Source organism: Actinomadura monticuli (assembly GCF_041463655.1).
GTDB classification, from domain to species: Bacteria; Actinomycetota; Actinomycetes; order Streptosporangiales; family Streptosporangiaceae; genus Spirillospora; species Spirillospora monticuli.
The window spans coordinates 21385-45797 of record NZ_JAXCEI010000008.1; the positions used below are offsets into that span (position 1 = coordinate 21385).

Below are 24413 nucleotides of genomic sequence, written 5' to 3' on the forward strand. Positions count from 1 at the left end.
ATCACTCGACAGGGATGGTGTAAGCCAGCTCGTAGCGGTCGACCGGTACCACGATGTCGGCGGTCTCGACCGCGCGGTCCCCGGTGTAGGTGCGCTGGATCACCATCACGATGGACCCCACCGGCTCGTCCAGACGCTCGGCCTCGTCCGCCAGGATGGCCCGCGCCGTCACGACCTCGGTGGCCAACGTGATCACCTGACCGATGGCCCGCATCCGCGCGACCACGCCGGCACCGGCGTGCGGTCCCTCTTCGGGCAGCATCACCGGCGTCCCGCGCGTGATCTCCAGCGGTTCCCAAGAAGCGGAGAGCATGACGGGCTGATCGTCCGCGAGGAAGGTGTACCGCGTCTCCAGCACCGCATCGCCCTCGGCGATGCCGAGCCGCTCGGCCACCGTTGGCGACGCCGTGCCCGTCTCCGAGGTGGAACGCCACGTCCCGGCGCGCCCCTGCGCCTCCATATCCGCCCGAAACGGCGAGGTCCCCCGGCCACGCGCGCGGTACCAGCTCCTCGTGAGGCGCTTCACCCGCGGGCGCTGGCGCACATATGTGCCGCTCCCGGAACGAGACTCCACGTAGCCCTCAGACACCAGAAGCCTGACGGCCTCGACGGCTACACGATCTGAGACGCCGTGCTCGCGCGCGAGCTGATGGCGCGAGGGAACCCGGTCGCCCGGTGCCAGGTGGCCGTCGACTATCTGTCGGCGCAGATTGTCGGCGATGCGTAGATATGCAGGCTCGGTCACTGTGACTCCGGGTGGCGAAGTGGGTGCGAATGCTCGACTCAAGCTTGACAAGCTGCGTACTCAACTCTCGAGCTGAGCACTCAGCTTGGCCATTACTTACCGTCACTGCTTGATCGCTTGGGGGTGCCTCCTGTCATGGAATGGTCCCAGACCTACCCGGGTCTCCCATCCATGGTTCCTGCGATCCGCGCATTCGTCCGCGGGCTACTGGACGGCTCCCCGCGAACGTCCGACGCCGAACTGGTCGTGTCCGAACTCGCGGCGAACTCCCTGCGGCACACCATCAGCGGGGCCCCAGGCGGAGAGGTTTCGGTCACCGTGGCGTTGCGTCCCGGATGGGTGCGCATCGCTGTCACGGACGCCGGGGCAGGAGCGTGGCAGCAGCCGGCCGGGGCCGTGGACGCGGTGTCCGAGTACGGACGGGGATTGTTCATCGTCGAGCAGACCGCCGACAAGGTCGGGCATGACATCACCAAGTCCGGTCAGACCATGTGGGCGGAGTTCACCTGGGACGTGGAGTCATGAGCCTGAGGCCGCTGGAGGACACGGCTGTCATCGACGTGCGGCCGATCCAGAAGGACTCGGCTCAAGCGCTCGCGCTGAAGTACGGCGTCCTGGCGTGGTTCGGACATCACACGCGTGAGTGGTGGGCCCTGGTGGACGGTCGGGTGCTCGTCGGCGCGCGATGCCCTGAGCGGCTGGGCCAGGCCATCGCGGCGGTTAGAAGGCGGAGCGTGTCCGGGTCTCCATAGAGCCGGAGTGGTGCGGTCGGTTGAGATGCCCCCATTCCCGGCCGTGCCACTCCTCCTTACTCCTATGCGGGTTGGTTGAGGGACGGGAGGCGTGTTTTGACCACGTAGATGCGGGTGGCGATGGCGACGATGGCGGCTATGGGGAGCCAGACGGCGGGGCGGCCGCGTGCGGTGGCGGCCGTCTCGGTTGGCGGGCGGGCGGGGCGGGAACTGATCGTTCATGGCGACTGTGGTGCTGGTGGGGACGCTCGATACCAAGGGGCCGGAGTACGCGTGGCTCCGAGAGCGGTTGCGGGAGCTCGGGTGCGAGGTCGTGCTCGTGGACGCGGGGGTCGGGCCGTCCGAGATCGAGGCCGATGTCTCCGCCGAGGACGTCGCGCGGGCTGGGGGCGCCTCGCTGGACGCGTTGCGGGACGCGGGCGACCGGGGCGCCGCCGTCGCCGCGATGGGCGAAGGTGCGGCGGTCGTGCTCGCGGGGCTGGAGCGGGTCGACGCCGTGCTCGCCGTGGGCGGGAGCGGCGGCTCGTCGATCGCGGCCCGGGCCGTGCGGGACCTGCCCATCGGGCTGCCCAAGCTGATCGTGTCCACGATGGCGTCCGGCGACGTCGCGCCCTACGTGGGCGCCAAGGACGTGACCCTGATGTACAGCGTCGTCGACATCGCGGGCGTCAACCGCGTGTCGCGGCTCGTCCTCGGGAACGCGGCGGGCGCGGCGGCCGGGATGGCGAGGGCGCACGCCGAGGCCGAGGGGGAGGCGGGCGCGGACGAGCGGCCGCTGGTCGGGGCGTCCATGTTCGGGGTCACCACTCCGGCGGTGGACGCGGCCCGCGAGCGGCTGGACGAGCTGGGCTACGAGGTGCTCGTCTTCCACGCGACCGGGGCCGGCGGGCGGGCGCTCGAAGGGCTCGCGGAGAGCGGGCTGCTGGCCGGGGTGCTCGACCTGACCACCACCGAGCTGGCGGACGACCTGGTCGGCGGCGTCCTGTCGGCCGGGCCCGAGCGGCTCACGGCGGCCGGGAGGCGGGGCGTCCCGCAGGTGGTGGCGCCCGGCGCCCTGGACATGGTCAACTTCGGGCCGCGCGAGACCGTCCCGGAGCGGTTCGCGGGGCGCGACCTCTACGTCCACAACCCGACCGTGACCCTGATGCGGACGACCCGGGACGAGATGGCCGAACTCGGCGCGCGGATCGCCGCGAAGCTCCGTTCCGCCACCGGGCCGACCGCGCTGTTTTTGCCGCTCGGGGGCGTGTCGGCCCTGGACGCGCCGGGGATGCCGTTCCACGATCCGGAGGCGGACGCGGCGTGCTTCGCGGCCATGGAGGGCGCCGCCGAGACGGAGAGGCTCGACATGAACATCAACGATCCGGCGTTCGGCCGCGCGATGGCCGACCGGCTGCACCGGATGATCTCGGGGGACCCGGGGGACTCGGGGGACTCGGGGGACTCGCGGTGAACCGGGAGACCGTCCTGTTCCGGCTGCGGAACGCCGTCGCGGACGGCAAGCCGGTCATCGGCGCTGGAGCGGGCACCGGGCTGTCCGCGAAATGCGCGGAGGCCGGCGGCGTCGACCTGATCATCATCTACAACTCCGGCCGGTACCGGATGGCGGGCCGCGGTTCGCTGGCCGGGCTGCTGCCCTACGGTGACGCCAACCAGATCGTGGTGGAGATGGCGTCGGAGGTGCTGCCGGTCGTGCAGGACACGCCCGTGCTGGCGGGCGTGTGCGGCACCGACCCGTTCCGGGTGATGCCCGTCTTCCTCGACCAGCTGAAGGCCATGGGGTTCGCCGGAGTGCAGAACTTCCCGACCGTCGGGCTCTACGACGGGGTCTTCCGGCAGAACATCGAAGAGACCGGCATGGGGTACGGCCTGGAGGTCGAGATGGTGCGGCTCGCGCACGAGCGCGGCCTGGTCACCGCCCCCTACGTCTTCGACGAGGACCAGGCGCGGGCGATGGCGGAGGCCGGCGCGGACGTCCTCGTCCCGCACGTCGGGCTCACCACCAAGGGCAGCATCGGCGCGGGCACCGCGCTGACGCTGGACGAGGCGGTCGAACGGGTGCAGGCCATGCGGGACGCGGCGGCGGCCGTGCGGTCCGACGTCCTCGTCCTGTGCCACGGCGGCCCCATCGCCGAACCCGGCGACGCCGCGTACGTGCTGTCGCGGACGGAGGGCGTCGTCGGGTTCTTCGGCGCCTCCTCGGTCGAGCGGCTGCCGACGGAGCGGGCGATAACGGAACAGGTGGCGGCCTTCAAGAATCTGGAGCTCTGAATGCTGGTCGATCCCGCTGACGTGAAGACGATGACCTTCGACTGGGGGTCCATCAAATGGTTCGTCACCCCGTCGAGCGTCGACGGCGCGAGCAGCACGCTGGGCGAGGTGATCGTCAATCCCGGCAAGGGGCACGCGCGCCACAACCATCCGGCCGCCGAGGAGGTCATCTACGTCATCTCCGGTGAGGCGACGCAGATGGTGGACGACGAGGAGCCGTTCCCGATCCGCGAGGGCGACGCCGTCCACATCCCGAAAGGCGCCTGGCATTCCACGCACAACACGACATGGCGCCCGCTCCGGCTGATCGTCACCTACACCCCGGGCGGTGAGGAGAAGGCCCTGGAGGGCGCCCCCGACTTCTGCCTGCTGGAGCACGGCGCCGTGCCGGAGTGGCGCCGGGCCTAGCCCCGCGTCCAGGCGTCCAGGCCCTCGTCGGTGAGGAGGACGTCGAAGGCGGTGTCGGCGGCTCCGGTGAGCGGGCCGTGCGGGCCGAGCGTCGACGGCAGGACGGGCGGCGGTGCGGCCCGGCGGTAGCGCATCAGGGCCGTCCGGTAGCCGTCCTCCAGCGCGCCGGGCGCGGTCGCGGCGAGGTCGACGGCCAGGCCGGACAGGGTGACGACGTCCGGGTCGAGCGCGTTGGCGAGGGCGCCCATCCCGCGTCCCAGCGCGCGTGCCGCGCCCGCCACGGCCGCGCGGGCCCCGGGGTCGGACGCGGCGGCGGCGATGACGTCCCCGGCCGCCGTGCGCGGGTCCCGGGGCGGCGGCCGGTGCAGGGCGCGGGCCATGGCGCGGCCGTCGACCTCCAGGTCCCAGCAGCCGCGCGCGCCGCACGGGCAGTCGAGCGCGGGGTCGCCGAACGGCATGTGGCCGAACTCGCCGCCCGCGCCCGTCGCGCCGTTGACTGGGCGTCCGTCCACGACGAGGATGCCGCCGACGCCGACCTCCACGGTCAGGTGCAGGACGACCCGCGACCCCGCGCCCGCCCCCCGCCGCGCCTCGGCCAGGCCGGCGAGCGAGGCGTCGTTCCCGACCAGCAGGGGGATTCCGTCCGGTTTCAGCGGTTCCAGGGAGACGTCGCGCCACCCCATGCCGGACGCCTGGACGACCTCCGTCCCGCTGACGGTCCCCGCCACGCAGGCGGACACCGCGCGCAGCCGCCGGCCGTACCGGGCCTGGAGCGCCGCGACGTGCCCGGCCAGCGGCGCGACGACGTCCGGCGATCCGGTGTGGCGGCCCGTCGACTCGGTCAGGACGCCGCCGCCCAGCTCGATGGCCGCCACCCGCCAGCCCTCGTGGCTGATGTCGACCACGCACACCAGCGGGCCCTCCGGGTGGGCGGTGAGCGCGGGGGACGGGCGGCCCCGCCCGCCGGTGCGGGCCGGGGCGTCCTCCCCGATCAGCCGCGCCGCCTTGAGCCGGCTCGTGATCTCGGTCGCGGACCCGCTGCTCAGCCCGAGCGCCCGGGACGCGTCCGCGCGGGTCGCGGACGGGTGCGCGTGGGCGTACCGGAGCACCGCGAGCGCGCCTTGGCTGCGCAGTGCCCGGGCGGAGTGCGCGGTCGTCGGCTGCATGGTGACATCCTGGCTCGTTCCGATTATCCTCGTGGAACGAGCATAATCCGGAGGTGGCGATGGGCGGGATCGGGACGCCGCGGCGGACGTCCGGGACGCTCGGCCTCTACGCGGCGTTCGGCTGCCTCGGCTACCTGCTGACCGCGCTCGGCGCGATCCTGCCCGAGTTGCGCGCGGAGCGCGGGCTTCCCCGCGGCGAGGTCGCCCTCTACCCGTCGGCGTTCGCGCTCGGCCTCGTGGTCATCGGGTTCACCGGGCACTGGGCGGCAGCGCGGCTCGGCCGCCTCGCGCTGCCCGCGGCCCTCGCGGCGCTGGCGGGCGGCGCCTGCGTCATGGCGCTCGGCGGGGGACGGCTCGGCTCCGGCCTCGGGGCGCTCGTCCTCGGGCTCGGCGGCGCGGGGCTGGTGCAGCTCGTCCCGGCGGCGCTGCGAGCGGCCGCGCAGCCCGGTGATGGAACGATCCAGATCGGGGTGGCGAACGCGGTGTCCAGCGCGGCGTCCGTGCTGTCCCCGATCCTCATCGGCGCCGCGCTGGCGTACGGCCTCGGCTGGCGCGCGGCGTTCGCGGTCCCGCCGCTGATCATGGCCGCCGTCCTCCTCCTCGTCGCCCGCCCGGCCGCGCCCCGCGAGGCGGAGACCGGCAAGGAGGCGAGCGGCGTGGAGGCGAGCGAGCCCGCTCCGCGAGCCTTCTGGAGCCGGTGGCTCGACCTCGTCCTCGCGGTGGGCGTGGAGTTCTGCATGGTCTTCTGGGCCGCCGACTTCCTCGGCGACGTGAAGGGGCTCGGCTCGGGCGCCGCGGCCACGCTGTCGGCCGCCTTCGTGCTGGGCATGGCGGCCGGGCGGGCCGCGTCCGCGCCGGTCGTGCGCGGCGCGGGACGGCCCGACCGGCTGCTCGCGGGGGCCGCGCTCGTCGGCGTCGCCGGGTTCGCGATCCTGTGGGCGTCGCCCGCCCCGCTCGCCGTCGCCGGGCTGCTGGTCGCCGGGCTCGGCGTGGCGCTGCTCTACCCGGTGATCCTCGGGCAGGCGCTCGGCGCGTGGCCGGGGCGGCCCGTCCGGGCCGCCGCCCGCTGCGCGCTCGCGTCCGGCGTCGCGATCGGCGTCGCGCCGCTCGCCCTCGGCGTGCTGGCCGACGCCATCACGCTGCGCGCCGCCGTCTTCGTCGCCCCCGCCCTGCTGCTGATCCTGCTCGCGCGCTGCGCACGGCGGCTCCGCCCCGCTACGAATCGATGATCTTGCCCCGGACGTAGACCCAGCCGCCGTCCCGCCGGACGAAGCGGCTGACCTCGTGCAGTTCCCCCGGCTCCGCGCCCGTGACGTAGTGGGCGCGGAACTCCACGACGCCCTTGTCGTCGTCCGGGCCGCCGTCCTCCTCCCGGACGATCTCGAGCCGCGTCCAGCGCGTGCCGTCCTCGAACCCGATCCGCTCGGGACGCGTCGCCGGATGCCACGTCCGCAGCAGGTAGGACTCGTCCCCGACGGCGAACGCGCTGAACCGCGACCGCATCAGCTCCCCGGCCGTCCCGGCCGAGGTCTCGCCCCGGTGCAACCGGCCGCAACAATCCCGGTACCGGGGGCCGGCACCGCAGAAGCACTTCTTCGCCACCCGAGGATTCTGCCTTGCGGGACGGTATGCGCGCGGCGACGATGAACGCCATGTCCGCCGAACAGACGTCCGAGATCGACGAGCGGGTCGGCGACCAGGCGGCCCGCCGCCTGCGGCTCGGCCGCGAACCCTGACCGTGTCGGATCGGGCGTCGCTCGTTCGTCTAGGGGGTGACAGCAACCGAACGTCCCCTCGCCGGGACGCCGAAAGGGGGCACATGAAGTACGTCCTCATGTTCGTCGAGGGCAAGGAGGTCGTCAGCGGCTACGCCGAGGTCGAGGTCGCCGACCTGGACGAGGCCCTCGCCATCGCCCGCGACTGGCCCGCCTGCCCGCTGGTCGAGATACGCCCGCTCACCTAGCGCATCCGGTGGACGAGGCCCACGCCGAGCTGACCCGCGCGCTGCGCGAGCACGCGGGCCTGCCCTCACCTGGACCTGACCCGCGCCGGGACGAGGGGGGCCGTCCGCCGTCAGCGCGGCGTCAGGATCGCCGCCCCCGGTGTCAATATCGCGTAGCCGGCCGCCCCTCGACCCGAATACTTCCCTATGTTGAGGTTCGTCGGCAGGTACCGGAAATAGCGGTATCGGTTTATCGCGAAGCCTGCCGTGAAGTATTCGCCTGACTCGGGGCGGAATTCAACAAGGGTGGTCGATCGTGGGTGACCTGGTCTTCGTCCTGCTGACAGCGGCGGTATTCGCGCTGATCGGCCTGCTGGTGAAGGCGATGGAAAGGCTATGACCGCGGATAACGCCGTCGGGCTCGTCCTGGCGGTGGGGCTGATCATCTTCCTGGTCGCGGCATTGTTGTTCCCGGAGCGTTTCTAGATGAGCACAACACTCGCGGCGGTCCTCTTCGTCGTTTCCCTGGTGGTCGCCTTGGCCGCCGTGTACCGCCCGTTGGGCGACTACATGCATCGCGTCTACAGCCGTCCCGCGCACAGCCGCGTGGAACGCGCCGTCTACCGCCTCGTCGGCGCCGATCCCGACGCCGAGCAGACCTGGGGCGTCTACGCCCGCAGCGTCCTCGCCTTCTCGATGATCGGGGTCCTGTTCCTGTACGGGCTGCAGAGGCTCCAGAACCATCTGCTGCTCAGCCTCGGCTTCCCGCCGGTGAAACCGGACCAGGCGTGGAACACCGCCGTCAGCTTCGTCACCAACACCAACTGGCAGTCGTACTCGGGAGAGACGACGATGGGCCACCTGGTGCAGATGAGCGGGCTCGCCGTGCAGAACTTCGTCTCGGCGGCCGTGGGCATGTCCGTCGCCGTCGCGCTGATCCGCGGATTCACCCGGACGAAGACGGGTCACCTGGGCAACTTCTGGGTCGACCTCACGCGCACCTGCCTCCGGATCCTGCTGCCCATCGCGTTCGCCGGCGCGATCGTCCTGATCGCCGGCGGCCTGGTGCAGAACTTCTCCGGCGGCCATGTCGCCGACACGCTCGCCGGCGCGCAGCAGAAGATCACCGGCGGGCCGGTGGCGAGCCAGGAGGCCATCAAGGAGCTCGGCACCAACGGCGGCGGCTTCTACAACGCCAACTCGGCGCACCCGTTCGAGAACGCCACGTCCTGGACGAACTGGCTGGAGATCTTCCTGATCCTGCTGATCCCGATCGCGCTGTGCCGGACGTTCGGCCGCCTCGTCGGGCAGAACCGGCAGGGCTACGCGATCGTCGCCGTGATGACCACGATCGCGCTCGTCAGCGTCGCCCTGGTCAACGTCTTCCAACTGGCGCACCACGGCACCGTGCCGACGGCGGCGGGGGCGTCCATGGAGGGCGTGGAGACCCGGTTCGGCGTCGCGAACTCGGCGACGTTCGCGGGGGCGACCACGCTGACTTCGACCGGCGCCGTCGACTCCTTCCACGACTCCTACACGAGCCTCGGCGGAATGATGACGATGGTCAACATGATGCTGGGCGAGGTCGCGCCCGGCGGCGTCGGCTCCGGCCTGTACGGGATGCTGATCCTGGCCGTGATCACGGTGTTCGTGGCGGGCCTCATGGTCGGCCGGACGCCGGAGTACCTCGGCAAGAAGATCGGCCCCCGCGAGATCAAGTTCGCGGCCATGTACTTCCTCATCACGCCGATGCTGGTGCTGACCGGGACGGCGGTCGCGATGGCGTCGCCCGACGGGCGCGCCGGAATGCTCAACGGCGGCGCCCACGGCTTCAGCGAGGTCCTGTACGCGTTCACGTCGGCGTCCAACAACAACGGGTCCGCGTTCGCGGGCCTCACCGTCAACACCGTCTTCTACGACACGGCGCTCGGCCTGTGCATGGCGTTCGGGCGGTTCCTGCCCATCGTGTTCGTGCTCGCGCTGGCCGGGTCGCTGGCCCGGCAGGGGCGCGTCCCCGAGTCGGCCGGGACGCTGCCCACCCACCGCCCGCAGTTCGTCGGGATGGTCGTGGGCGTGACGATCGTCCTGGTCGCGCTCACCTTCCTGCCCGCCCTCGCACTCGGCCCGCTCGCCGAAGGGATCCACCGATGACCGCACCGACGACCTCCCCGGCGCCCGGCCGCCCGGCCGGGCGGGACCGCGGCGAGGGGCTGCTCGACCCCGTCAGGCTGCTCCGATCGCTGCCGGATGCGTGCCGCAAACTCGACCCGCGCACGCTGTGGCGCAACCCCGTCATGTTCATCGTCGAGATCGGCGCGGTGTGGACCACCGTCCTGGCCGCGCTCGACCCGACCGTCTTCGGCTGGCTGACCGTCGGCTGGCTGTGGCTCACCGTGCTCTTCGCGAACCTGGCGGAGGCGGTGGCGGAGGGACGCGGCAAGGCGCAGGCCGACGCGCTGCGCAAGGCCAGGACCGACGCGGTGGCGCGCCGCCTGACCGGCTGGTCGCCGGGCCGCGCGGACGCCCGGGAGGAGCGGGTCCCGGCCCCGGATCTGCGCCGCGGCGACCACGTGGTGGTCGAGGCCGGGGAGATCATCCCGGGCGACGGCGACGTGGTCGAGGGCATCGCCAGCGTGGACGAGTCGGCGATCACCGGCGAGTCCGCCCCGGTGATCCGCGAGTCCGGCGGCGACCGGTCCGCGGTGACGGGCGGGACGAAGGTGCTCTCGGACCGCATCGTCGTCCGGATCACCCAGGAGCCCGGCAGGTCGTTCGTCGACCGGATGATCGCGCTGGTGGAGGGCGCGAGCCGGCAGAAGACGCCGAACGAGATCGCCCTCAACATCCTGCTCGCCGCGCTCACCGTCGTCTTCCTGCTGGCCGTCGCGACGCTGCAGCCGATGGCGATCTACGCGAAGGCCGTCAACCCGGGCGTCCCCGACGGCCCCTCCCTCGACGCCCACGGCGTGACCGGCATCGTGCTGGTGTCGCTGCTCGTCTGCCTCATCCCGACGACCATCGGGGCGCTGCTGTCCGCGATCGGCATCGCCGGGATGGACCGGCTCGTCCAGCGCAACGTCCTGGCGATGAGCGGGCGCGCGGTCGAGGCCGCCGGCGACGTGAACACGCTGCTGCTCGACAAGACCGGCACGATCACGCTCGGCAACCGGCAGGCGGCCGGGTTCCTCCCCGTCGCGGGCACGTCCGAGGACGAGCTGGCGGACGCGGCGCAGCTGTCCAGCCTGGCCGACGAGACCCCCGAGGGACGGTCGGTCGTCGTGTTCGCCAAGCAGCGCTACGGCCTGCGCGAACGCACGCCCGGCGAGCTGGCGGAGGCCGCCTGGGCGCCGTTCTCCGCGCAGACCCGGATGAGCGGCGTCGACCTCGGCGGCGCCCGGGACAGGATGCTGCGCAAGGGCGCGGCCGCCGCGGTCGCGGACTGGGTGCGCGGGCACGGCGGCGACGTCCCGCCCGACCTCGGCGTCATCGTGGACGGCGTCTCCGCGTCCGGCGGCACACCGCTCGTCGTCGGCGAGCGGAGCGGCGGCACCGCGCGCGTCCTCGGCGTCGTCCACCTCAAGGACGTGGTGAAGGAGGGCATGCGGGAGCGGTTCGCCGAGATGCGCCGGATGGGCATCCGCACCGTGATGATCACCGGCGACAACCCGCTGACCGCCAAGGCGATCGCGGACGAGGCGGGGGTGGACGACTTCCTCGCCGAGGCCCGGCCGGAGGACAAGCTCGCGCTGATCAGGCGGGAGCAGGCCGGCGGCCGGCTGGTCGCGATGACCGGCGACGGCACCAACGACGCGCCCGCCCTCGCGCAGGCCGACGTCGGGATGGCGATGAACACCGGCACGTCCGCCGCCAAGGAGGCGGGCAACATGGTCGACCTCGACTCCGACCCGACCAAGCTCATCGAGGTCGTGGAGATCGGCAAGCAGCTGCTCATCACGCGCGGCGCGCTGACCACGTTCTCGATCGCCAACGACATCGCCAAGTACTTCGCCATCATCCCGGCGCTGTTCGCGGGCCTGTATCCGGGGCTGGACGCGCTGAACGTCATGCGGCTGCACAGCCCGGAGTCGGCGATCCTGTCCGCGGTCGTGTTCAACGCCCTCGTCATCGTCGCGCTGATCCCGCTGGCGCTGCGCGGGGTGTCCTACCGGCCGGGCGGAGCGTCCCGGCTGCTGTCCCGCAACCTCGGTGTCTACGGGCTGGGCGGCCTCGTCGCCCCGTTCGCCGGCATCAAGCTCATCGACCTGCTCGTCCGCTTCATTCCGGGGATGTCCTGACATGCGAATTCCCAGCCGGCTGCGGCTGCCCCTGGCCGCCCTCCGCGCCCTCCTCGTCCTGACCGTGGTCCTCGGCGTCGCCTACCCGCTCGCCGTCCACGCCGTCGGACGGCTGCCCGGCCTGCACGACAACGCCGACGGCTCCCTCATCACGGTCGGCGGCAGGACGGTCGGCAGCGCGCTGATCGGCCAGTCGTTCACCGGACCGGACGGCGAGCCGCTCAGGCGGTACTTCCAGAGCCGCCCGTCCGCCGGTGGCTACGACCCGGCGGCCTCCGGCGCGAGCAACCTCGGGCCGGAGGACGTCGTCGACACCCTGCCCGACCCGACGCTCGCCGCCGCGGGCAAGGAGGACCCGAACGCCCGGCAGAGCCTGCTCACGCAGGTCTGCGAGCACAGCAAGGCGGTCGGCGATCTCAACGGCGTGAGCGGCGCGCGCCCGTTCTGCACGCCCGGCGGCGTCGGCGCGGTGCTCGCGGTGTTCGGCCGCCGCGCCGCGGACGGCACCGTCCCGCACCCGACCCGCGTCGTCAGCGTGAACGAGCAGCAGGGCGTGGTGAAGGCGCCGTTCATCGCGTCCTACAAGGGCGTCCGGGTGGAGCCGGCCCGGTTCGGCGAGGACTACGCCAAGGGTCTGGTCGTCCCGGTCCGGGGCGACGCGCCCGCCGCGCCGGCCGTCCCGGCGGACGCCGTCACCGCGAGCGGCAGCGGCCTCGACCCGCACATCTCACCGGCCTACGCGTCCCTGCAGACCGGGCGCGTCGCGGCGGCGCGCGGCGTCTCGCCCGCCCAGGTGGCGCGCCTCGTCGAGGAGAACACCGGCGGGCGGGCGCTCGGCTTCATGGGCGGGCGGGCCGTCAACGTGCTGAAGCTCAACCTCGCCCTCGACCGCGCGTTCCCGGCCCGCTAGGGCTGGTAGCGGTAGCCCATCCCCGGCTCCGTCAGCAGGTGCCGGGGATGGGACGGGTCGCTTTCCAGCTTGCGCCGCAGCTGCGCCATGTACTGCCGCAGGTAGTGCGTCTCGCTCTTGTACGCCGGGCCCCACACCGTCGTCAGGAGCTGCTGCTGCGCGACGAGCTTGCCGGGATTGCGGAGCAGGACCTCCAGCAGCCGCCATTCGGTGGGCGTCAGGTGCACGCCGCCCGACACCGTCTTCGCGGCCAGGTCGACCGTGCGCTCGCCCACCCGCACGGGCTCGACCGGCTCGGCGGACGAGATCCGGCGCGACACGGCCCGGATGCGGGCCACCAGTTCCTCGATGTCGAACGGCTTGGTGACGTAGTCGTCGGCGCCCGCCTCCAGCGCCTCGACCTTGTCGCGGCTGCCCGCCCGTCCCGACAGGACGATGATGGGGACCTCCGTCCAGCCGCGCAGCCCGTGGATCACCTCGACGCCGTCCAGATCGGGCAGGCCCAGGTCGAGGACGACGAGATCGGGACGCCACGCGCCGGCCCGGCGCAGCGCGGTGGTGCCGTCGGCGGCCACGTCCACCTCGTAGTCGCGGGCGCGCAGGTTGATCCGCAGCGCCCGCAGCATCTGGGGTTCGTCGTCGACGACGAGAACGCGCGTCACGGTCTCTCCTTCCGGTGCACGGGCAGTGCGACGATCATCGTGAGGCCGCCGCCCGGGGTGTCCTCGGGGATCAGCTCCCCGCCCATCGCCTCCGTCAGCCCGCGTGCCAGCGCCAGCCCGAGCCCGACCCCGGTGTGGTTGTCGCGGTCGCCGAGCCGCTGGAACGGCAGGAACGCCCGCTCCCGCTCGTCCGGCGGGATGCCGGGGCCGCGGTCGGCGATCCGCAGCTCCACCCGGTCGCGGATCGCGCCCGCGGTGATCAGCACGGGCTCGCCGGGCGGGCCGTGCCGCAGCGCGTTCGCGATGACGTTGACCAGGACCCGTTCGAGCAGCGCCGGATCGGCCGACACCTCGGGCAGGCCCGGATCGAGCCGCACCGACACCTTTCCCGGCACCTCGCCGCCGCCGAGATCGTCGAGGGCGCGCGGCACGACCTCGTCCAGGGCCAGCGGACGGGCGGCCATGCCGAGCACGCCCGCCTGCAACCGGCTCATGTCGAGCAGGTTGGCGACCAGCCGGTCGAGCCGGTCCAGGGAGAGCCGCGCCGTGTCGAGCAGCTCGGCGCGCTCCTCCTCCGTCCAGGCGACGGACGTGCCGCTGAGGCTGTCCACCGCGGCCTTCGCCGAGGCCAGCGGTGTGCGCAGATCGTGGCTGACCGCGTTGAGCAGGGCGGTCCGCATCCGGTCGGCGGCCTCCAGCGGGCGGGCCCGCTCCGCCTCCGCCCGCAGCCGCTGCTGCCGCAGCGCGCCCGCCGCCTGCCGCGCGAACGCCTCCAGGACGCGCCGGTCCCCGGCGGGCATCGGGCGGCCCTCGCGGCCCCGGACCGCGAGGGTCAGATCATCGCCGACCGGGATGTCGGCGTCGCCGTCGCCGGGCGCGGCGCAGGGACGGCCGCCGACGGTCGCGACGATCCGCCAGTCCCCGGTGTCCGCCGGACGTTCCAGCAGCGTGACCGAGGTGAGCCCGAACGTCTCGCGCAGCCGCCCGAGGACCGCGTCCAGGGCGTGCTCGCCGCGCAGGACGTCGCCCGCCAGCGTCGACAGGACCTCCGCCTCCGCGCCCAGCCGCGCCGAGTCCCGGGAGCGGCGCGCGGCGCGGTCCACCACGACGCTCACCCCGGTCCCGACCAGCACGAACACCGCCAGCGCGAGGAGGTTCTCGCGCGCGGCGACGGTGAACCGGTGCACGGGCGGGGTGAAGTACCAGTTGAGCAGCAGGAACCCGGCGACCGCCGTGAACAGCGCCGGCCGCATCCCGCCGACCAGCGCGGTCGCGACGACCGCCGCGAGGAAGAACAGGATGTCGGAGGGCAGCGAGAGCGCCGGACGCGCCGCCAGCAGCACGGCCGTGAGCAGCGGCAGCCCGGCCAGGGCCAGCAGGAACCCGCCGAGCCGCCGGCTCACCGGCAGTCCCTGCTCCCGGCCCGGACGCCCCACCCCCCGCCGCGCGTGGTCGTGGGTGACCATGTGCACGTCGATCGAGCCGGAGCGCGCCGTCGTCGTCACCCCGATGCCCGGCCGCAGCAGCTGCGCGAACCTGCCCCGCCGCGACACCCCGAGCACCAGTTGCGTCGCGTTGGCCCCGCGCGCGAAGTCCAGCAGCGCGCGCGGCACGTCGTCGCCGACGACCTGGTGGTAGGTGCCGCCGAGCTCCTCCACGGTCTGCCGCTGCCGCGCGAGATCCCCGGGCCGCGCGCCCGCCAGGCCGTCGCTGCGCGCGACGTGCACGGCCAGCAGGTCCGCGCCCTTCGAGCGGGCCGCGATGCGGGTGGCGCGGCGCAGCAGCGCGTCGCCCTCCGGGCCGCCCGTGAGCGCGACGACGATCCGCTCGCGCGCCTCCCACGTCCCGCCGATGCCGTGGTCGGCGCGGTACCGGTCGAGCTGGTCGTCCACCTTCCCGGCCAGCCACAGCAGCGCCAGCTCCCGCAGCGCCGTCAGGTTGCCGACCCGGAAGTAGTTGGACAGCGCGGCGTCCACCTTCTCCGGCCGGTAGACGTTGCCGTGCGCCATCCGCCGCCGCAGCGCCTCCGGGGCCATGTCGACCAGCTCCACCTGGTCGGCGCGGCGGACCACCTCGTCCGGGACGGTCTCCCGCTGCGCCACCCCGGTGATCTGCTCGACGACGTCGTTGACCGACTCCAGATGCTGGACGTTCACCGTCGAGATGACGTCGATGCCGGCGTCCCGGATGTCCTCGACGTCCTGCCAGCGCTTGGCGTGGCCGCCGCCGGGCACGTTCGTGTGCGCCAGCTCGTCGACCAGGACGACCGCGGGCGCCCGCTCGATCACCGCGGCCACGTCGAGTTCGGTGAACGCGGTGCCCCGGTACGTCAGGGTCTTGCGCGGGACGATCTCCAGACCGTCCAGCAGCGCCTCGGTGCGCGGCCGGTCGTGCGTCTCCACGTACCCGACGACGACGTCGGTGCCGCGCTCGCGCCGCCGCCGCGCCTCCGACAGCATCGCGTACGTCTTTCCCACGCCGGGGGCGGCCCCCAGGTAGACGCGGAGGCGCCCTCTGGCCATATCTCCCATTCTCCCAGCCCGGAGGGCGTTTCCGCCGCCGGGCCCTGCGATCTTGACGTCATCCATACGCCCGCGTGCCGGGCACCGCACGGCCGAGGTAACGTTTCGTCATATCCCGGCCACACCGGACTGCGAGCCGGCGGGACCGGGACCGTCGACTTCCAGCGAGCGCCCGTGCGAATCCTGATCATCGACAACTACGACTCCTTCACTCACAACCTCGTCCAGTACGTGGCGGAGGCGGGCGCCGAGCCCGTCGTGCTCCGCAACGACGAGGCGGAGTGGAACCCGGGCCTGCTGCGCCCGTTCGACGGCGTCGTCATCTCGCCCGGCCCCGGATCGCCGGAGAACGCCGCCGACTTCGGGATCTGCGCGGACGTCATCGAGCACGCCCGGGTCCCGCTGCTCGGGGTGTGCCTCGGGCACCAGGGGATCTGCCATCTGTACGGCGGGCGCGTCCGGCCCGCCCCCGAGGTCCGGCACGGGCTGCTCTCGCGGGTCGAGCACACGGGGGACGGCCTCTTCGACGGCGTCCCGTCGCCGTTCTCGGCGGTGCGGTACCACTCGCTGGCCGTGGACGAGGTGCCGCCGGTGCTGGAGCCGGTGGCGTGGACGTCCGACGGCGTGCTGATGGCGGTGCGGCACAAGCTGCGGCCGATCTGGGGCGTCCAGTTCCACCCGGAATCGGTGTGCACCGAGCACGGCCGGCGCATCATCGCGAACTTCCTGGCCCAGGCCGGTCCGGTCGCGCCGGCGCCGCCCCGCGCGGCGGCCGTCCGCGAGGCGCGGGCCACGCCGTTCACGGTGCTCGCGCGCAGGCTGGAAACGCCGGCGGTGGCCGAGGACGTCTTCGGCGCGCTGTTCGCCTCGTCCGACCGGGCGTTCTGGCTCGACAGCAGCCGGACCGGCGAGCACGGCGGGAGGTTCTCCTTCATGGGCGACGCCGGCGGCCCGCTGGCGCGCTTCGTCACCTTCGACGTGTCCTCCGGCGCCCTGACCGTGGAGTCGGCGGCCGGGCGGACGCGGCTGGACCGCGCCTCCTTCTTCGACTGGCTCGACGCCGATGTGCGCGCCCACGCGGCGCAGGTCCCGGACCTGCCCTTCGGCTTCGCGCTCGGCTGGGTGGGATACCTCGGCTACGAGCTCAAGGCCGAGACCGGCGGCTCCCGGGCGCACCGCTCCCCGCACCCCGACGCCGCCATGATCTTCGCCGACCGGGCGGTGGCGTTCGACCACCGGGAGGGCGCCGTCCATCTCCTCGCCCTCGGCCCGGCGGGCGCCGAGGGCGGCGCGCTGGCCTGGCTGGACGCCACGGAGGCGCGGCTGGCGGACCTCCCCGCCCCTCCGGAGCCCGCCCCCGTGCCCCGGCCGGCGGAGCTCGCGCTCCGGCACGGGCGCCGGCGCTACCTCGACAAGATCGCGGAATGCCGGCGGGAGATCCTCGCCGGGGAGACCTACGAGGTGTGCCTGACCAACATGCTGACGGCCGCCGTGCGCGCCGATCCGTGGGACCTCTACCGCCGCCTGCGGCGGAGCGACCCGGTGCCCTTCGGTGCGCTGCTGCGGTTCGGCGAACTGGCGGTGCTCAGCTCCTCACCCGAGCGCTTCCTGCGCGTGTCGGCGGACGGGGCGGCCGAGTCCAAGCCGATCAAGGGCACCCGGCCGCGGTCGCCCGACCCGGCCGAGGACCGGCGGCTGCGCGCCGAACTGGAGCGCAGCGCGAAGGACCGCGCCGAGAACCTCATGATCGTCGACCTCGTCCGGCACGACCTCGGGGGAGTCGCCGAGACCGGGACGGTCACCGTCGGCCCGATCTTCGACGTGGAGAGCTACACGACCGTCCATCAGCTGGTCAGCACGGTGCGGGCCAGGCTCCGGCCGGACGTCTCGGCGGTGCGGTGCGTGCGGTCGGCGTTCCCCGGCGGGTCGATGACGGGCGCCCCGAAGATCCGCACCATGCGGATCATCGACCGCCTGGAGGAGGGGCCGCGCGGCGTGTACTCGGGGGCCGTCGGCTACTTCTCGCTGTCCGGGGCGGCCGACTTCAGCATCGTGATCCGCACCGCCGTGGCGTCCGGCGGACGCGTCGAGTTCGGCATCGGCGGCGCCGTCACCGCGCTGTCGGACCCGGCCGCCGAGTTCGAGGAGACCGCGGTCAAGGCCGCCCCGCTGCTCCGCCTGCTCGGCCTGCCCTTCCCCGGACCCCTGGACGGCCCGGGTCCCTGACCGCGAGAGCGCCGCGAGGGCGGGGCGGGAGCGCGCCCGCCGCCCCGCCCCTCGGCGTCAGTCGCCGTCGCAGGCCGGAGTCACGGTCTCGGCCGAGCCGGTGCCGATGAAACCGAACGTGGTCGTGGCGCCGGGAGCCGGCGCCCCGTTCCAGGACTCGTTCGACGCGGTGACCGCCGCGCCGTCCTGCGTGACCTCGGCGCCCCAGATCCGGGAACCCGGCCGGCCGCCGGACGCCGGTGATTCGCGCGATGCCGGGTGCGGCGCGGTCGGCGGACACTGTGCATCCCCAACCCCTGCTCCACGGAGGCACCCCATGCGCCCACCCCTTCGGCGTCCCGGACGGCGAGTCGTCGCCGCGACGCTGGCGGCGGCACTGTCCGCCGCCCTGCTGAGCGCGCCGCCGGCCGCCCGCGCCGCCGCCGGTCCGATGATCACCATCCCGCCCGCCGGCGACCACGGCTTCCCGTTCCTGGCCGCCGCCGAAGACCTCGGCTCGTTCGGCTACACCGAGAGCGAGTACTTCATCTCGGGGACGGCCACGTCCTACGCCAAGTCCGGCATCTGGGGCTCGAACGGCCGATGGGACGTTCGGGAGTCCGGCCGCGCCGCGTACAAGAGCCGGCTCCTGGTGCGCCGGCCCGCCGATCCGGCGAGGTTCAACGGCACCGTCGTGGTCGAATGGCTCAACGTCAGCGGTCAGATCGAGCTCTCTCCCGACTACTGGTTCGCCCGCGACGAACTGCTGCGAGAGGGCTACGCCTGGGTCGGCGTCTCGGCGCAGTCGGTCGGGGTCAACGGCGGCCTCGGCGAGGTCGAGGGGCTCAAGGGCTGGGACCCGGCGCGGTACGGCGATCTCATCCACCCCGGCGACGCCTACTCCTACGACATCTTCTCCCAGGCCGGGCAGGCGCTGCGGGCCCCGGACGGGCCCGACCCGCTCGGCGGGCTGGAGCCCAGGACGCTCCTCGCCGACGGCGAATCGCAGTCCGCCGGCTTCATGACCACGTACGCCAACGCCGTCCACCCCGTCGCGAAGGTCTACGACGGCTTCATGATCCACAGCAACAGCGCCGTCGCGTCCCCGATCAGCGGCGAGCTCATCGACGTCCTGTCGATGCCGAACCCGTCCCGGATCAGGACCGATCTGCCGGTGCCGACGTTCGTGGTCCTCACCGAGACCGACGTCCCGGGCGCCTTCCTCGCGCGGCAGCCCGACACGGACCGGGTCGTCCACTGGGAGCTCGCCGGCACCTCCCACGGTGACCAGTGGGCGTTCGACATGGGCGAGGCGACGGTGAAGAAGTCGGTCGGGTCCGCCGCGCCGCGGGCCGACTGCGCCGCCGGATCGGCGCCGTTCAACGACGGGCCCGGGCACTACTCGATGAACGCCGCGCTGCGCCTGCTGGCCGGCTGGGCGCGGGGCGGGCCGACGCCGCCGAGCGGGCCGGAGCTGAACACGGTCTTCCGCGACCCGCGCACCGGCCTCGCCGCCGGCGGCATCCGGCTGCCGGACGTCGCGGTGCCGACCCGCACCCTCACCGGGATGCGCGACACCACCGGCAGCGGCGTCTTCTGCGGCCTCTACGGCGCCCGCGACCCGTGGAACGGCGACGCCGACCCATGGGACCGGCACGACGACGGCGACCCGTCCGACCCGTCCTCCCCCCGCACGGCCGAACCGGTGCTGAGCAGGCTCTACCCGACGCACGCGGACTACGTGGCCAAGGTACGGGACGCCGCGCGGCAGTCCGTGAACGCCGGCTTCCTCCTGCCGGAGGACGCGGCGGCCGTCGTCACCGCCGCCGAGAACTCCGCCGTCGGCGGCTGACCCGCGCCCGGTGCCGCGGCGGACGCCTCCGCCTGGGACGACCGTCCCGGGCGGAGGCGCATCGGGGGGCGGCTTGCCCGGCCGCGACACGACGGCGGGACGCTGTCCGCCGGTGAGTTGCTCGCCGCCGGTGCGGCGGCGTCGGGCCGGGAGCGTCTGACGGCCCCGGACTTGGCGGACTGGTGCGGCCCGGAGGCACCGCGGCTTGCCGGACTCCTGGGCGGCGCGGGTCGGGTCCCGGCGCCGATCCCGTTGCCGGTACCCGCGCCGCGCCAGGGGGACTCTGGTGCCGCCTACCAGATCAAGGTGCACCTCTGCGGGCAGGTACCCCAGGGGGTATATTGTCGGAAGGAGAACTCACCAGGCGGTACGGGCCACCGGCCGTCGCACCCGATCCGAAGGAGAAACCCATGTGTCAGCGGGCCGTATGCCGCAAGTGCCAAGGCATCACCTACCAGGGCTGCGGCAGGCACGTCGACCAGGTGCTCACCGGAGTTCCCCGGTCGCAACGCTGCAACTGCGAAGAGAAGCAGGCTTCCACTGGAAACACCTGGACGCGCCTGTTCCGCCGGGGCTGACCTCCGCCCGCCGGACGTCCGAGGCGGACCAGTCGCCCCCGCGGCCAGTCGGCGGGCGAAGGCCGGCCGTGGCGTCACAGTTCTGATGTGCGCCCCCGGCAGGATTCGAACCTGCGACACCCGCTTTAGGAGAGCGGTGCTCTATCCCCTGAGCTACGGAGGCATGTCGTCGCTCGCGCACGAGCGTAGCGGACGGCAAGTACAGGGTAGGGGAAAGGGAGCGTTGAACGCTTCCCCTTATGGGCCCCTGCGGGCTCTAGGCCCGGTGGGGCCGGTGTGGGTACGCTTCGGTGCCGTGACGGGACGGCATCGCGGACAGCCGAAGGACAGGGCGGCCGAGGACGAGATGGACGAGCGCGCGCCCCGGGGCAGACGGGTCGCGTTGATCGTCGGTGCCTTCCTGGTTCCCGTGCTGGCGGCGTCCGTGATCGCGGTCGGGATGCGGGACGAGCCCGCCCGGGAGCGCCCGGAGACGGCGGGGACGCGGGTGCAGAACTACGCGCCGGCCACGCCGGAGAGCGAGCCGACGTTCGGGACGTACGTGCCGCCCGACTCGGAGCCGCAGGCCGCGACGAGGACACCCGAGCGGAGGCCCGCTCCGGTGACGAAGCCGCGGAAGACCACCGCGCCCACTCCGTCACCGTCGCCGACTCGGGTGCGGCGGCCGTGCCCGGCGGGCTGGCAAGACGTCTGGTGGATGCGCCGGTGGTGCGAGCGCCATGGTTACCGTGAACGGTGAACCGGTTACGGACAGGTCATCGTAGAACCTGTAGTAGCGTTCTGCCGCTGTTTCGCATCTGGGCATCAGGAGGAAGACCACCGTGCCGAACCCCCGGTCGGCGGCGCTGACCGCGGTATTCCTGGTGATGGCGACGCTGTCATCCCACGTCGCGAACGCGGCCACGGGCGGCCGGGCCGACACGCTGGAGTCGCTGCGCCGCGAGGCGTCGAAGGCTCGTGAAGAGCTGGAGAAGGCCACCGGTCAGATGAAGGGCCGGCAGAAGGACCTCGCCGCCTCGCAGGTGAAGCTGCGCGGCACGCTGAAGGACCTCGCCGGGGCCGAGGCCGAGCTGAACCGGATCCGGGAGCCGCTGGCCAGGCTGGCGAACTCGTCCTACCAGCAGAGCGGCGCGGCCGGCTCGATGGCGATCTTCGGTGGCGGCGATCCGGGCCAGGCGCTGCGGTCGACCGCGGACGTGACGTTGCTCGCCCGCTCGCAGCAGGCGCTTGTGGACCGTGCCGACGAGCTGCAGGAGAGGCGGCAGCGCCTCGCGTCCACCGCGCAGGAGCTGCAGTCGCGCAACGCGGTGGAGCAGACCCGCCTCCAGCAGGAGGTGGACGGGCTGAAGAACAAGTCGGCGCAGCTGACGAAACAGCTCAACGCGATGCTCGACAAGCTCGCGGTGAGCCGGCAGAAGCGGCTGGAGATGGGCTGTGACAAGAGTCTCGCCGCGGACGCGAAGAAGTTCCCCAACGGGCTGATCCCGGCGAAGTACCTGTGCGCGCTGCCGCAGAAGGGCGACCACAAGCTCCGTGCGGACGCGGCGCTCTCCTTCTACAAGCTGAACGGCGCGTACAAGCGCCGGTTCGGCCGCGACATGTGCGTGACGGACGCGTACCGGAGCCTGTCCGAGCAGCACGCCGTCTACGCGAGGCGTCCCGGGTTCGCGGCCGTCCCCGGGACGAGCAACCACGGCAAGGGCCAGGCCCTCGACCTCTGCGGCGGGGTGCAGAGTTCGGGCTCCATCCAGTTCAACTGGATGGAGGCCAACGCCGGCAGATACGGCTGGATCCACCCGTCGTGGGCCTACAGCAACCCGTTCGAGCCCTGGCACTGGGAGTTCGGCACCCAGGACGAGTGATCCGCGCCCGCAGAGAGCCGCCAGGGGTCTAGTAGGGGGTTTCGGTGGCGGGGACGATCTCCGCGGTGCAGTAGCGGCAGCGGCGGGCCTTCACCGGGATGTCGCTGAGGCACTGCGGGCATTCGCGCTCGGTGGCCTCCTTGCCGCGGTCCATCCGCTCGATCAGCTTCGCCGTCGGGAGGACGACCAGGAAGTAGATGATCGTCGCCGTGATGACGAAGGCGATCGCCGACGTGAGGAAGACCCCGTAGGGGAACGCCGTGCCGTTGATGGTGACGGTCAGCCGCGTGTAGTCGGGCTTGCCGCCGAGGAGGGCGATGAGCGGCGTGATGAACGAATTCGCGAAGTCCTTCACCAGACCCGCGAACGCGGCTCCGACGACGAACGCGACCGCGAGGTCGACCAGGTTCCCGCGGAAGAGGAACTTCTTGAATCCGCTCATGAGTGCTCCAGGGATGTCGGGGGGCGCACCAGGCCTGACCGGGGCGCGGGACGGCTACGGATGGTAACGAAACCGCCCTGGTTCGCCAAGTTGGTCGAATAGGCCCTGGCCTGCGAACTTTCGCCCCGTCCCCGGCCCAACTCCGGCCGACCCCGCCCTGCGATGCCAACGGCCGGCTCGGCCATCCGTGGGCGTGCCGATTTCGTCCCGTCCGGGGGTCAATGGCTGGTGATCGTCAGGGAGAGGAGGGGGCCGGCGGCCGCCAGGGCCAGGGCTTGGGGTCTGTCGGTTGCGAGGACGACCAGGGCTCCTTGCTGACCGTCGTCTTGTTCCGCCGGCGGGACCGCCACGACCGGGACTCCCGTGACCACGACGCGGGCGTCGGCCCATGCCGGTGCATCCCGAATCCGGAAGGCGGCCGTCCGTGACGCAGTGCGCTGGAGGTCATCACGATGTGTTCGGGCGGTCTTGGGGAGGCGCGGGGTGGGGCGTTCGGCGGTGCGGGTGGAAACGTGAGTCGTGCTTGCCTGTCCGGTCGGTGGGAAGGGGGAGCGGTCGTCGGTGGGGCCGGAGAGGACGTCTATGCGGTCGCCGGGGTGCAGCAGGCGGACGGCGGCCGGGTCGGCTATGCGGATCGGGGTGGCCACCGTGCCGGGCGCGTAGCCCCGCAGGAGGGCATCGCCAAGCACGCGTGCGTCGGTCAGGGGTTCGCCCTCGCGCATCGGCCCGGCGATGACGCGGCCCACGGCGGAGCCGTGCAAGGCGCCGGACGGGACGGCGGAGGGCGGGACGTCGACCGGGCGCAGGTCGGACGAGGTCAGGGTCTTGCCGGCCGGGAGGTCGTGGGCGGCGGCGAGGACGCGGGCGGACGCCGGCGGGGACGGGCGCAGCGCCAGCAGGGCGAGGCCGGCGGCGGCCGCGGCGAACAGGGACGCCAGGGGCCGCCGCAGGCGGGTCGACCGTGCGGTCACGGCAGCTCCAGGGGGAGTTTCATGCCGTCCAGGGCGCTCGCGCAGGGGCAGGTGCGTTCGGCGGGCAGCGCCTTGACCACGTCGGCGACGAGGGTGCGGAGGCGGCCGGTGTTCTCGCCGAAGACGCGGAGCACCTCCTGCATGGTGACGCCCTCGCCCTCTTCGATGCCCGCGTCGAGGTCGGTGACGAGGCAGAGGTTGGTGTAGCAGAGGGCCAGTTCGCGGGCGAGGACGGCTTCGGGGTGCCCGGTCATCCCGATCAGCGTCCAGCCCTGGGAGGCGAACCACTGGGACTCGGCGCGGGTGGAGAAGCGCGGGCCCTCGATGACGACGAGGGTGCCGCGGTCGACCGGGGGCCAGTCCGCGGCGCGGGCGGCGTCGACGGCGGTGCGGCGGCCCGTGGGGCAGTACGGGTCGGAGAACGACACGTGGACCGCGGCGCCGTCGTCGTAGTAGGTCTGGTCGCGCCCGGACGTCCGGTCGGCGAGCTGGTCGGGCACGGCGAGCGTGCCGGGCCCGTAGTCGGGCGTCAGGGAGCCGACCGCGGAGGGCGCGAGGACCTGCCGGACGCCGAGGGACCGCAGCGCCCACATGTTGGCCCGGTACGGGATCCGGTGCGGGGGGAAGCGGTGGTCGCGGCCGTGCCGGGGGACGAACGCGACGCGGCGGCCGGCCAGTTCGCCGACGGCGATGGGATCGCTCGGCGGGCCGTAGGGGGTGTCGACCCGGACCTCTTCGATGTCGTCGAGGAACGAGTAGAACCCCGAGCCGCCGATGACCCCGATCTCGGCGGTGGGCTGGGAACCGGTAGTGGACATGGCGCCGACATT

The 24413-nt window shown here is 73.1% G+C and carries 25 protein-coding genes and 1 tRNA gene; 16 read left to right on the forward strand and 10 right to left on the reverse strand.

The genetic code is table 11. The features are described 5' to 3' along the window. Position 1 precedes the first annotated feature (1 nt). On the reverse strand, positions 2 to 745 hold the full coding sequence (locus tag SM611_RS19050) for a GntR family transcriptional regulator (RefSeq protein ID WP_371951071.1): 744 nt from the start codon (positions 743 to 745) through the stop codon (positions 2 to 4). 171 nt (positions 746 to 916) lie between these two features. On the opposite strand from SM611_RS19050, the gene SM611_RS19055 reads away from it, so the two are divergent. From SM611_RS19055 to SM611_RS19075, 5 genes are all read left to right on the forward strand, one after another. Continuing rightward, positions 917 to 1270 (forward strand): ATP-binding protein, encoded by a 354-nt coding sequence (locus SM611_RS19055; protein WP_371951073.1) that lies wholly within the window; start codon positions 917 to 919, stop codon positions 1268 to 1270. Then, positions 1267 to 1497 carry a hypothetical protein gene (locus tag SM611_RS19060; RefSeq protein WP_371951075.1) on the forward strand — a complete coding sequence of 77 codons (231 nt, stop codon included), beginning with the start codon at positions 1267 to 1269 and terminating at the stop codon, positions 1495 to 1497. The genes SM611_RS19055 and SM611_RS19060 overlap by 4 nt, the downstream gene beginning before the upstream one ends. Before the next feature lie 220 nt (positions 1498 to 1717). Beyond that, entirely contained in the window at positions 1718 to 2950 is a 1233-nt protein-coding gene (locus tag SM611_RS19065) for a Tm-1-like ATP-binding domain-containing protein (RefSeq protein ID WP_371951077.1), read from the forward strand. Beyond that, positions 2947 to 3768: a phosphoenolpyruvate hydrolase family protein gene (locus tag SM611_RS19070; protein WP_371951078.1), complete on the forward strand. Its 822-nt coding sequence runs from the start codon at positions 2947 to 2949 to the stop codon at positions 3766 to 3768. The genes SM611_RS19065 and SM611_RS19070 overlap by 4 nt, the downstream gene beginning before the upstream one ends. Then, a complete protein-coding gene (locus SM611_RS19075) occupies positions 3769 to 4176 on the forward strand; it encodes a cupin domain-containing protein (RefSeq protein ID WP_371951079.1) in 408 nt (135 codons plus the stop codon). Here SM611_RS19075 and SM611_RS19080 read toward each other — a convergent pair. Then, on the reverse strand, positions 4173 to 5342 hold the full coding sequence (locus tag SM611_RS19080; protein ID WP_371951081.1) for an ROK family protein: 1170 nt from the start codon (positions 5340 to 5342) through the stop codon (positions 4173 to 4175). The genes SM611_RS19075 and SM611_RS19080 overlap by 4 nt on opposite strands. Positions 5343 to 5401: 59 nt before the next feature. Here SM611_RS19080 and SM611_RS19085 point away from each other — a divergent pair, with 59 nt between their 5' ends. Continuing rightward, a complete protein-coding gene (locus SM611_RS19085) occupies positions 5402 to 6571 on the forward strand; it encodes an MFS transporter (protein WP_371951506.1) in 1170 nt (389 codons plus the stop codon). On the opposite strand, the gene SM611_RS19090 is transcribed toward SM611_RS19085, so the two are convergent. Then, on the reverse strand, positions 6558 to 6887 hold the full coding sequence (locus SM611_RS19090; protein WP_371951083.1) for a YchJ family protein: 330 nt from the start codon (positions 6885 to 6887) through the stop codon (positions 6558 to 6560). The genes SM611_RS19085 and SM611_RS19090 overlap by 14 nt on opposite strands. Positions 6888 to 7161: 274 nt before the next feature. Between SM611_RS19090 and SM611_RS19095 the strand changes: the two genes are divergently transcribed. The 5 genes from SM611_RS19095 to SM611_RS19115 all read left to right on the forward strand — a co-directional run bounded on the left by SM611_RS19095 (position 7162) and on the right by SM611_RS19115 (position 12489). After that, on the forward strand, positions 7162 to 7305 hold the full coding sequence (locus SM611_RS19095) for a YciI family protein (RefSeq protein WP_371951085.1): 144 nt from the start codon (positions 7162 to 7164) through the stop codon (positions 7303 to 7305). Between the two features lie 375 nt (positions 7306 to 7680). Beyond that, positions 7681 to 7770 carry a K(+)-transporting ATPase subunit F gene (kdpF, locus tag SM611_RS19100; protein WP_371951086.1) on the forward strand — a complete coding sequence of 30 codons (90 nt, stop codon included), beginning with the start codon at positions 7681 to 7683 and terminating at the stop codon, positions 7768 to 7770. Next, positions 7771 to 9435: a potassium-transporting ATPase subunit KdpA gene (kdpA, locus tag SM611_RS19105; protein ID WP_371951087.1), complete on the forward strand. Its 1665-nt coding sequence runs from the start codon at positions 7771 to 7773 to the stop codon at positions 9433 to 9435. It abuts the gene before it with no gap. Further along, entirely contained in the window at positions 9432 to 11579 is a 2148-nt protein-coding gene (kdpB, locus tag SM611_RS19110; RefSeq protein ID WP_371951089.1) for a potassium-transporting ATPase subunit KdpB, read from the forward strand. The genes kdpA and kdpB overlap by 4 nt, the downstream gene beginning before the upstream one ends. A gap of 1 nt (position 11580) precedes the next feature. Continuing rightward, the gene (locus tag SM611_RS19115; RefSeq protein ID WP_371951090.1) at positions 11581 to 12489 is read left to right on the forward strand and encodes a potassium-transporting ATPase subunit C; all 909 of its coding nucleotides are present in this window, start codon (positions 11581 to 11583) and stop codon (positions 12487 to 12489) included. Here the strand turns inward: SM611_RS19115 and SM611_RS19120 are convergent. Both SM611_RS19120 and SM611_RS19125 read right to left on the reverse strand, forming a co-directional pair. Beyond that, positions 12486 to 13151 (reverse strand): response regulator, encoded by a 666-nt coding sequence (locus SM611_RS19120; RefSeq protein ID WP_371951092.1) that lies wholly within the window; start codon positions 13149 to 13151, stop codon positions 12486 to 12488. The genes SM611_RS19115 and SM611_RS19120 overlap by 4 nt on opposite strands. Beyond that, positions 13148 to 15673 carry a DUF4118 domain-containing protein gene (locus SM611_RS19125; protein WP_371951093.1) on the reverse strand — a complete coding sequence of 842 codons (2526 nt, stop codon included), beginning with the start codon at positions 15671 to 15673 and terminating at the stop codon, positions 13148 to 13150. The genes SM611_RS19120 and SM611_RS19125 overlap by 4 nt, the downstream gene beginning before the upstream one ends. 174 nt (positions 15674 to 15847) lie before the next feature. Between SM611_RS19125 and pabB the strand changes: the two genes are divergently transcribed. Beyond that, positions 15848 to 17899, forward strand: a complete 2052-nt coding sequence (gene pabB / locus SM611_RS19130) for an aminodeoxychorismate synthase component I (protein ID WP_371951094.1) — start codon at positions 15848 to 15850, stop codon at positions 17897 to 17899. 57 nt (positions 17900 to 17956) lie between these two features. Here pabB and SM611_RS19135 read toward each other — a convergent pair whose 3' ends face one another. Continuing rightward, entirely contained in the window at positions 17957 to 18217 is a 261-nt protein-coding gene (locus SM611_RS19135) for a cellulose binding domain-containing protein (RefSeq protein ID WP_371951095.1), read from the reverse strand. On the opposite strand from SM611_RS19135, the gene SM611_RS19140 reads away from it, so the two are divergent. Next, a complete protein-coding gene (locus SM611_RS19140; protein WP_371951096.1) occupies positions 18216 to 19730 on the forward strand; it encodes an alpha/beta hydrolase domain-containing protein in 1515 nt (504 codons plus the stop codon). The two genes, SM611_RS19135 and SM611_RS19140, sit on opposite strands and share 2 nt — an antisense overlap. Before the next feature lie 410 nt (positions 19731 to 20140). After that, positions 20141 to 20308 (forward strand): DUF8730 family Cys-rich protein, encoded by a 168-nt coding sequence (locus SM611_RS37645; protein ID WP_504230281.1) that lies wholly within the window; start codon positions 20141 to 20143, stop codon positions 20306 to 20308. A 90-nt stretch (positions 20309 to 20398) separates the two neighbouring features. Here SM611_RS37645 and SM611_RS19145 read toward each other — a convergent pair. Then, positions 20399 to 20471, reverse strand: a tRNA-Arg gene (locus SM611_RS19145). A gap of 132 nt (positions 20472 to 20603) precedes the next feature. On the opposite strand from SM611_RS19145, the gene SM611_RS19150 reads away from it, so the two are divergent. Both SM611_RS19150 and SM611_RS19155 read left to right on the forward strand, forming a co-directional pair. Further along, a complete protein-coding gene (locus tag SM611_RS19150; RefSeq protein ID WP_371951097.1) occupies positions 20604 to 21047 on the forward strand; it encodes a hypothetical protein in 444 nt (147 codons plus the stop codon). A gap of 82 nt (positions 21048 to 21129) precedes the next feature. Further along, positions 21130 to 22170, forward strand: a complete 1041-nt coding sequence (locus SM611_RS19155) for a D-alanyl-D-alanine carboxypeptidase family protein (protein WP_371951099.1) — start codon at positions 21130 to 21132, stop codon at positions 22168 to 22170. A 28-nt stretch (positions 22171 to 22198) separates the two neighbouring features. On the opposite strand, the gene mscL is transcribed toward SM611_RS19155, so the two are convergent. From mscL to SM611_RS19170, 3 genes are all read right to left on the reverse strand, one after another. Continuing rightward, complete coding sequence (gene mscL, locus SM611_RS19160) at positions 22199 to 22612, reverse strand: large conductance mechanosensitive channel protein MscL (RefSeq protein WP_371951101.1); 414 nt, start codon at positions 22610 to 22612, stop codon at positions 22199 to 22201. Between the two features lie 218 nt (positions 22613 to 22830). Next, the gene (locus tag SM611_RS19165; RefSeq protein ID WP_371951102.1) at positions 22831 to 23583 is read right to left on the reverse strand and encodes an SAF domain-containing protein; all 753 of its coding nucleotides are present in this window, start codon (positions 23581 to 23583) and stop codon (positions 22831 to 22833) included. Next, entirely contained in the window at positions 23580 to 24401 is an 822-nt protein-coding gene (locus SM611_RS19170) for an S-methyl-5'-thioadenosine phosphorylase (RefSeq protein WP_371951104.1), read from the reverse strand. The genes SM611_RS19165 and SM611_RS19170 overlap by 4 nt, the downstream gene beginning before the upstream one ends. Positions 24402 to 24413: the final 12 nt, after the last annotated feature.

Bases quoted from the DNA above. Each gene is read 5' to 3' on its own strand.
- SM611_RS19055 (WP_371951073.1), top strand. From the start codon at position 917: ATGGTTCCTGCGATCCGCGCATTCGTCCGCGGGCTACTGGACGGCTCC.
- SM611_RS19060 (WP_371951075.1), top strand. From the start codon at position 1,267: ATGAGCCTGAGGCCGCTGGAGGACACGGCTGTCATCGACGTGCGGCCG.
- SM611_RS19065 (WP_371951077.1), top strand. From the start codon at position 1,718: ATGGCGACTGTGGTGCTGGTGGGGACGCTCGATACCAAGGGGCCGGAG.
- SM611_RS19075 (WP_371951079.1), top strand. From the start codon at position 3,769: ATGCTGGTCGATCCCGCTGACGTGAAGACGATGACCTTCGACTGGGGG.
- SM611_RS19080 (WP_371951081.1), bottom strand. From the start codon at position 5,342: ATGCAGCCGACGACCGCGCACTCCGCCCGGGCACTGCGCAGCCAAGGC.
- SM611_RS19085 (WP_371951506.1), top strand. From the start codon at position 5,402: ATGGGCGGGATCGGGACGCCGCGGCGGACGTCCGGGACGCTCGGCCTC.
- SM611_RS19095 (WP_371951085.1), top strand. From the start codon at position 7,162: ATGAAGTACGTCCTCATGTTCGTCGAGGGCAAGGAGGTCGTCAGCGGC.
- kdpF (WP_371951086.1), top strand. From the start codon at position 7,681: ATGACCGCGGATAACGCCGTCGGGCTCGTCCTGGCGGTGGGGCTGATC.
- kdpA (WP_371951087.1), top strand. From the start codon at position 7,771: ATGAGCACAACACTCGCGGCGGTCCTCTTCGTCGTTTCCCTGGTGGTC.
- kdpB (WP_371951089.1), top strand. From the start codon at position 9,432: ATGACCGCACCGACGACCTCCCCGGCGCCCGGCCGCCCGGCCGGGCGG.
- SM611_RS19115 (WP_371951090.1), top strand. From the start codon at position 11,581: ATGCGAATTCCCAGCCGGCTGCGGCTGCCCCTGGCCGCCCTCCGCGCC.
- SM611_RS19125 (WP_371951093.1), bottom strand. From the start codon at position 15,673: ATGGCCAGAGGGCGCCTCCGCGTCTACCTGGGGGCCGCCCCCGGCGTG.
- SM611_RS19140 (WP_371951096.1), top strand. From the start codon at position 18,216: ATGCGCCCACCCCTTCGGCGTCCCGGACGGCGAGTCGTCGCCGCGACG.
- SM611_RS19135 (WP_371951095.1), bottom strand. From the start codon at position 18,217: ATGGGGTGCCTCCGTGGAGCAGGGGTTGGGGATGCACAGTGTCCGCCG.
- SM611_RS37645 (WP_504230281.1), top strand. From the start codon at position 20,141: ATGTGTCAGCGGGCCGTATGCCGCAAGTGCCAAGGCATCACCTACCAG.
- mscL (WP_371951101.1), bottom strand. From the start codon at position 22,612: ATGAGCGGATTCAAGAAGTTCCTCTTCCGCGGGAACCTGGTCGACCTC.
- SM611_RS19170 (WP_371951104.1), bottom strand. From the start codon at position 24,401: ATGTCCACTACCGGTTCCCAGCCCACCGCCGAGATCGGGGTCATCGGC.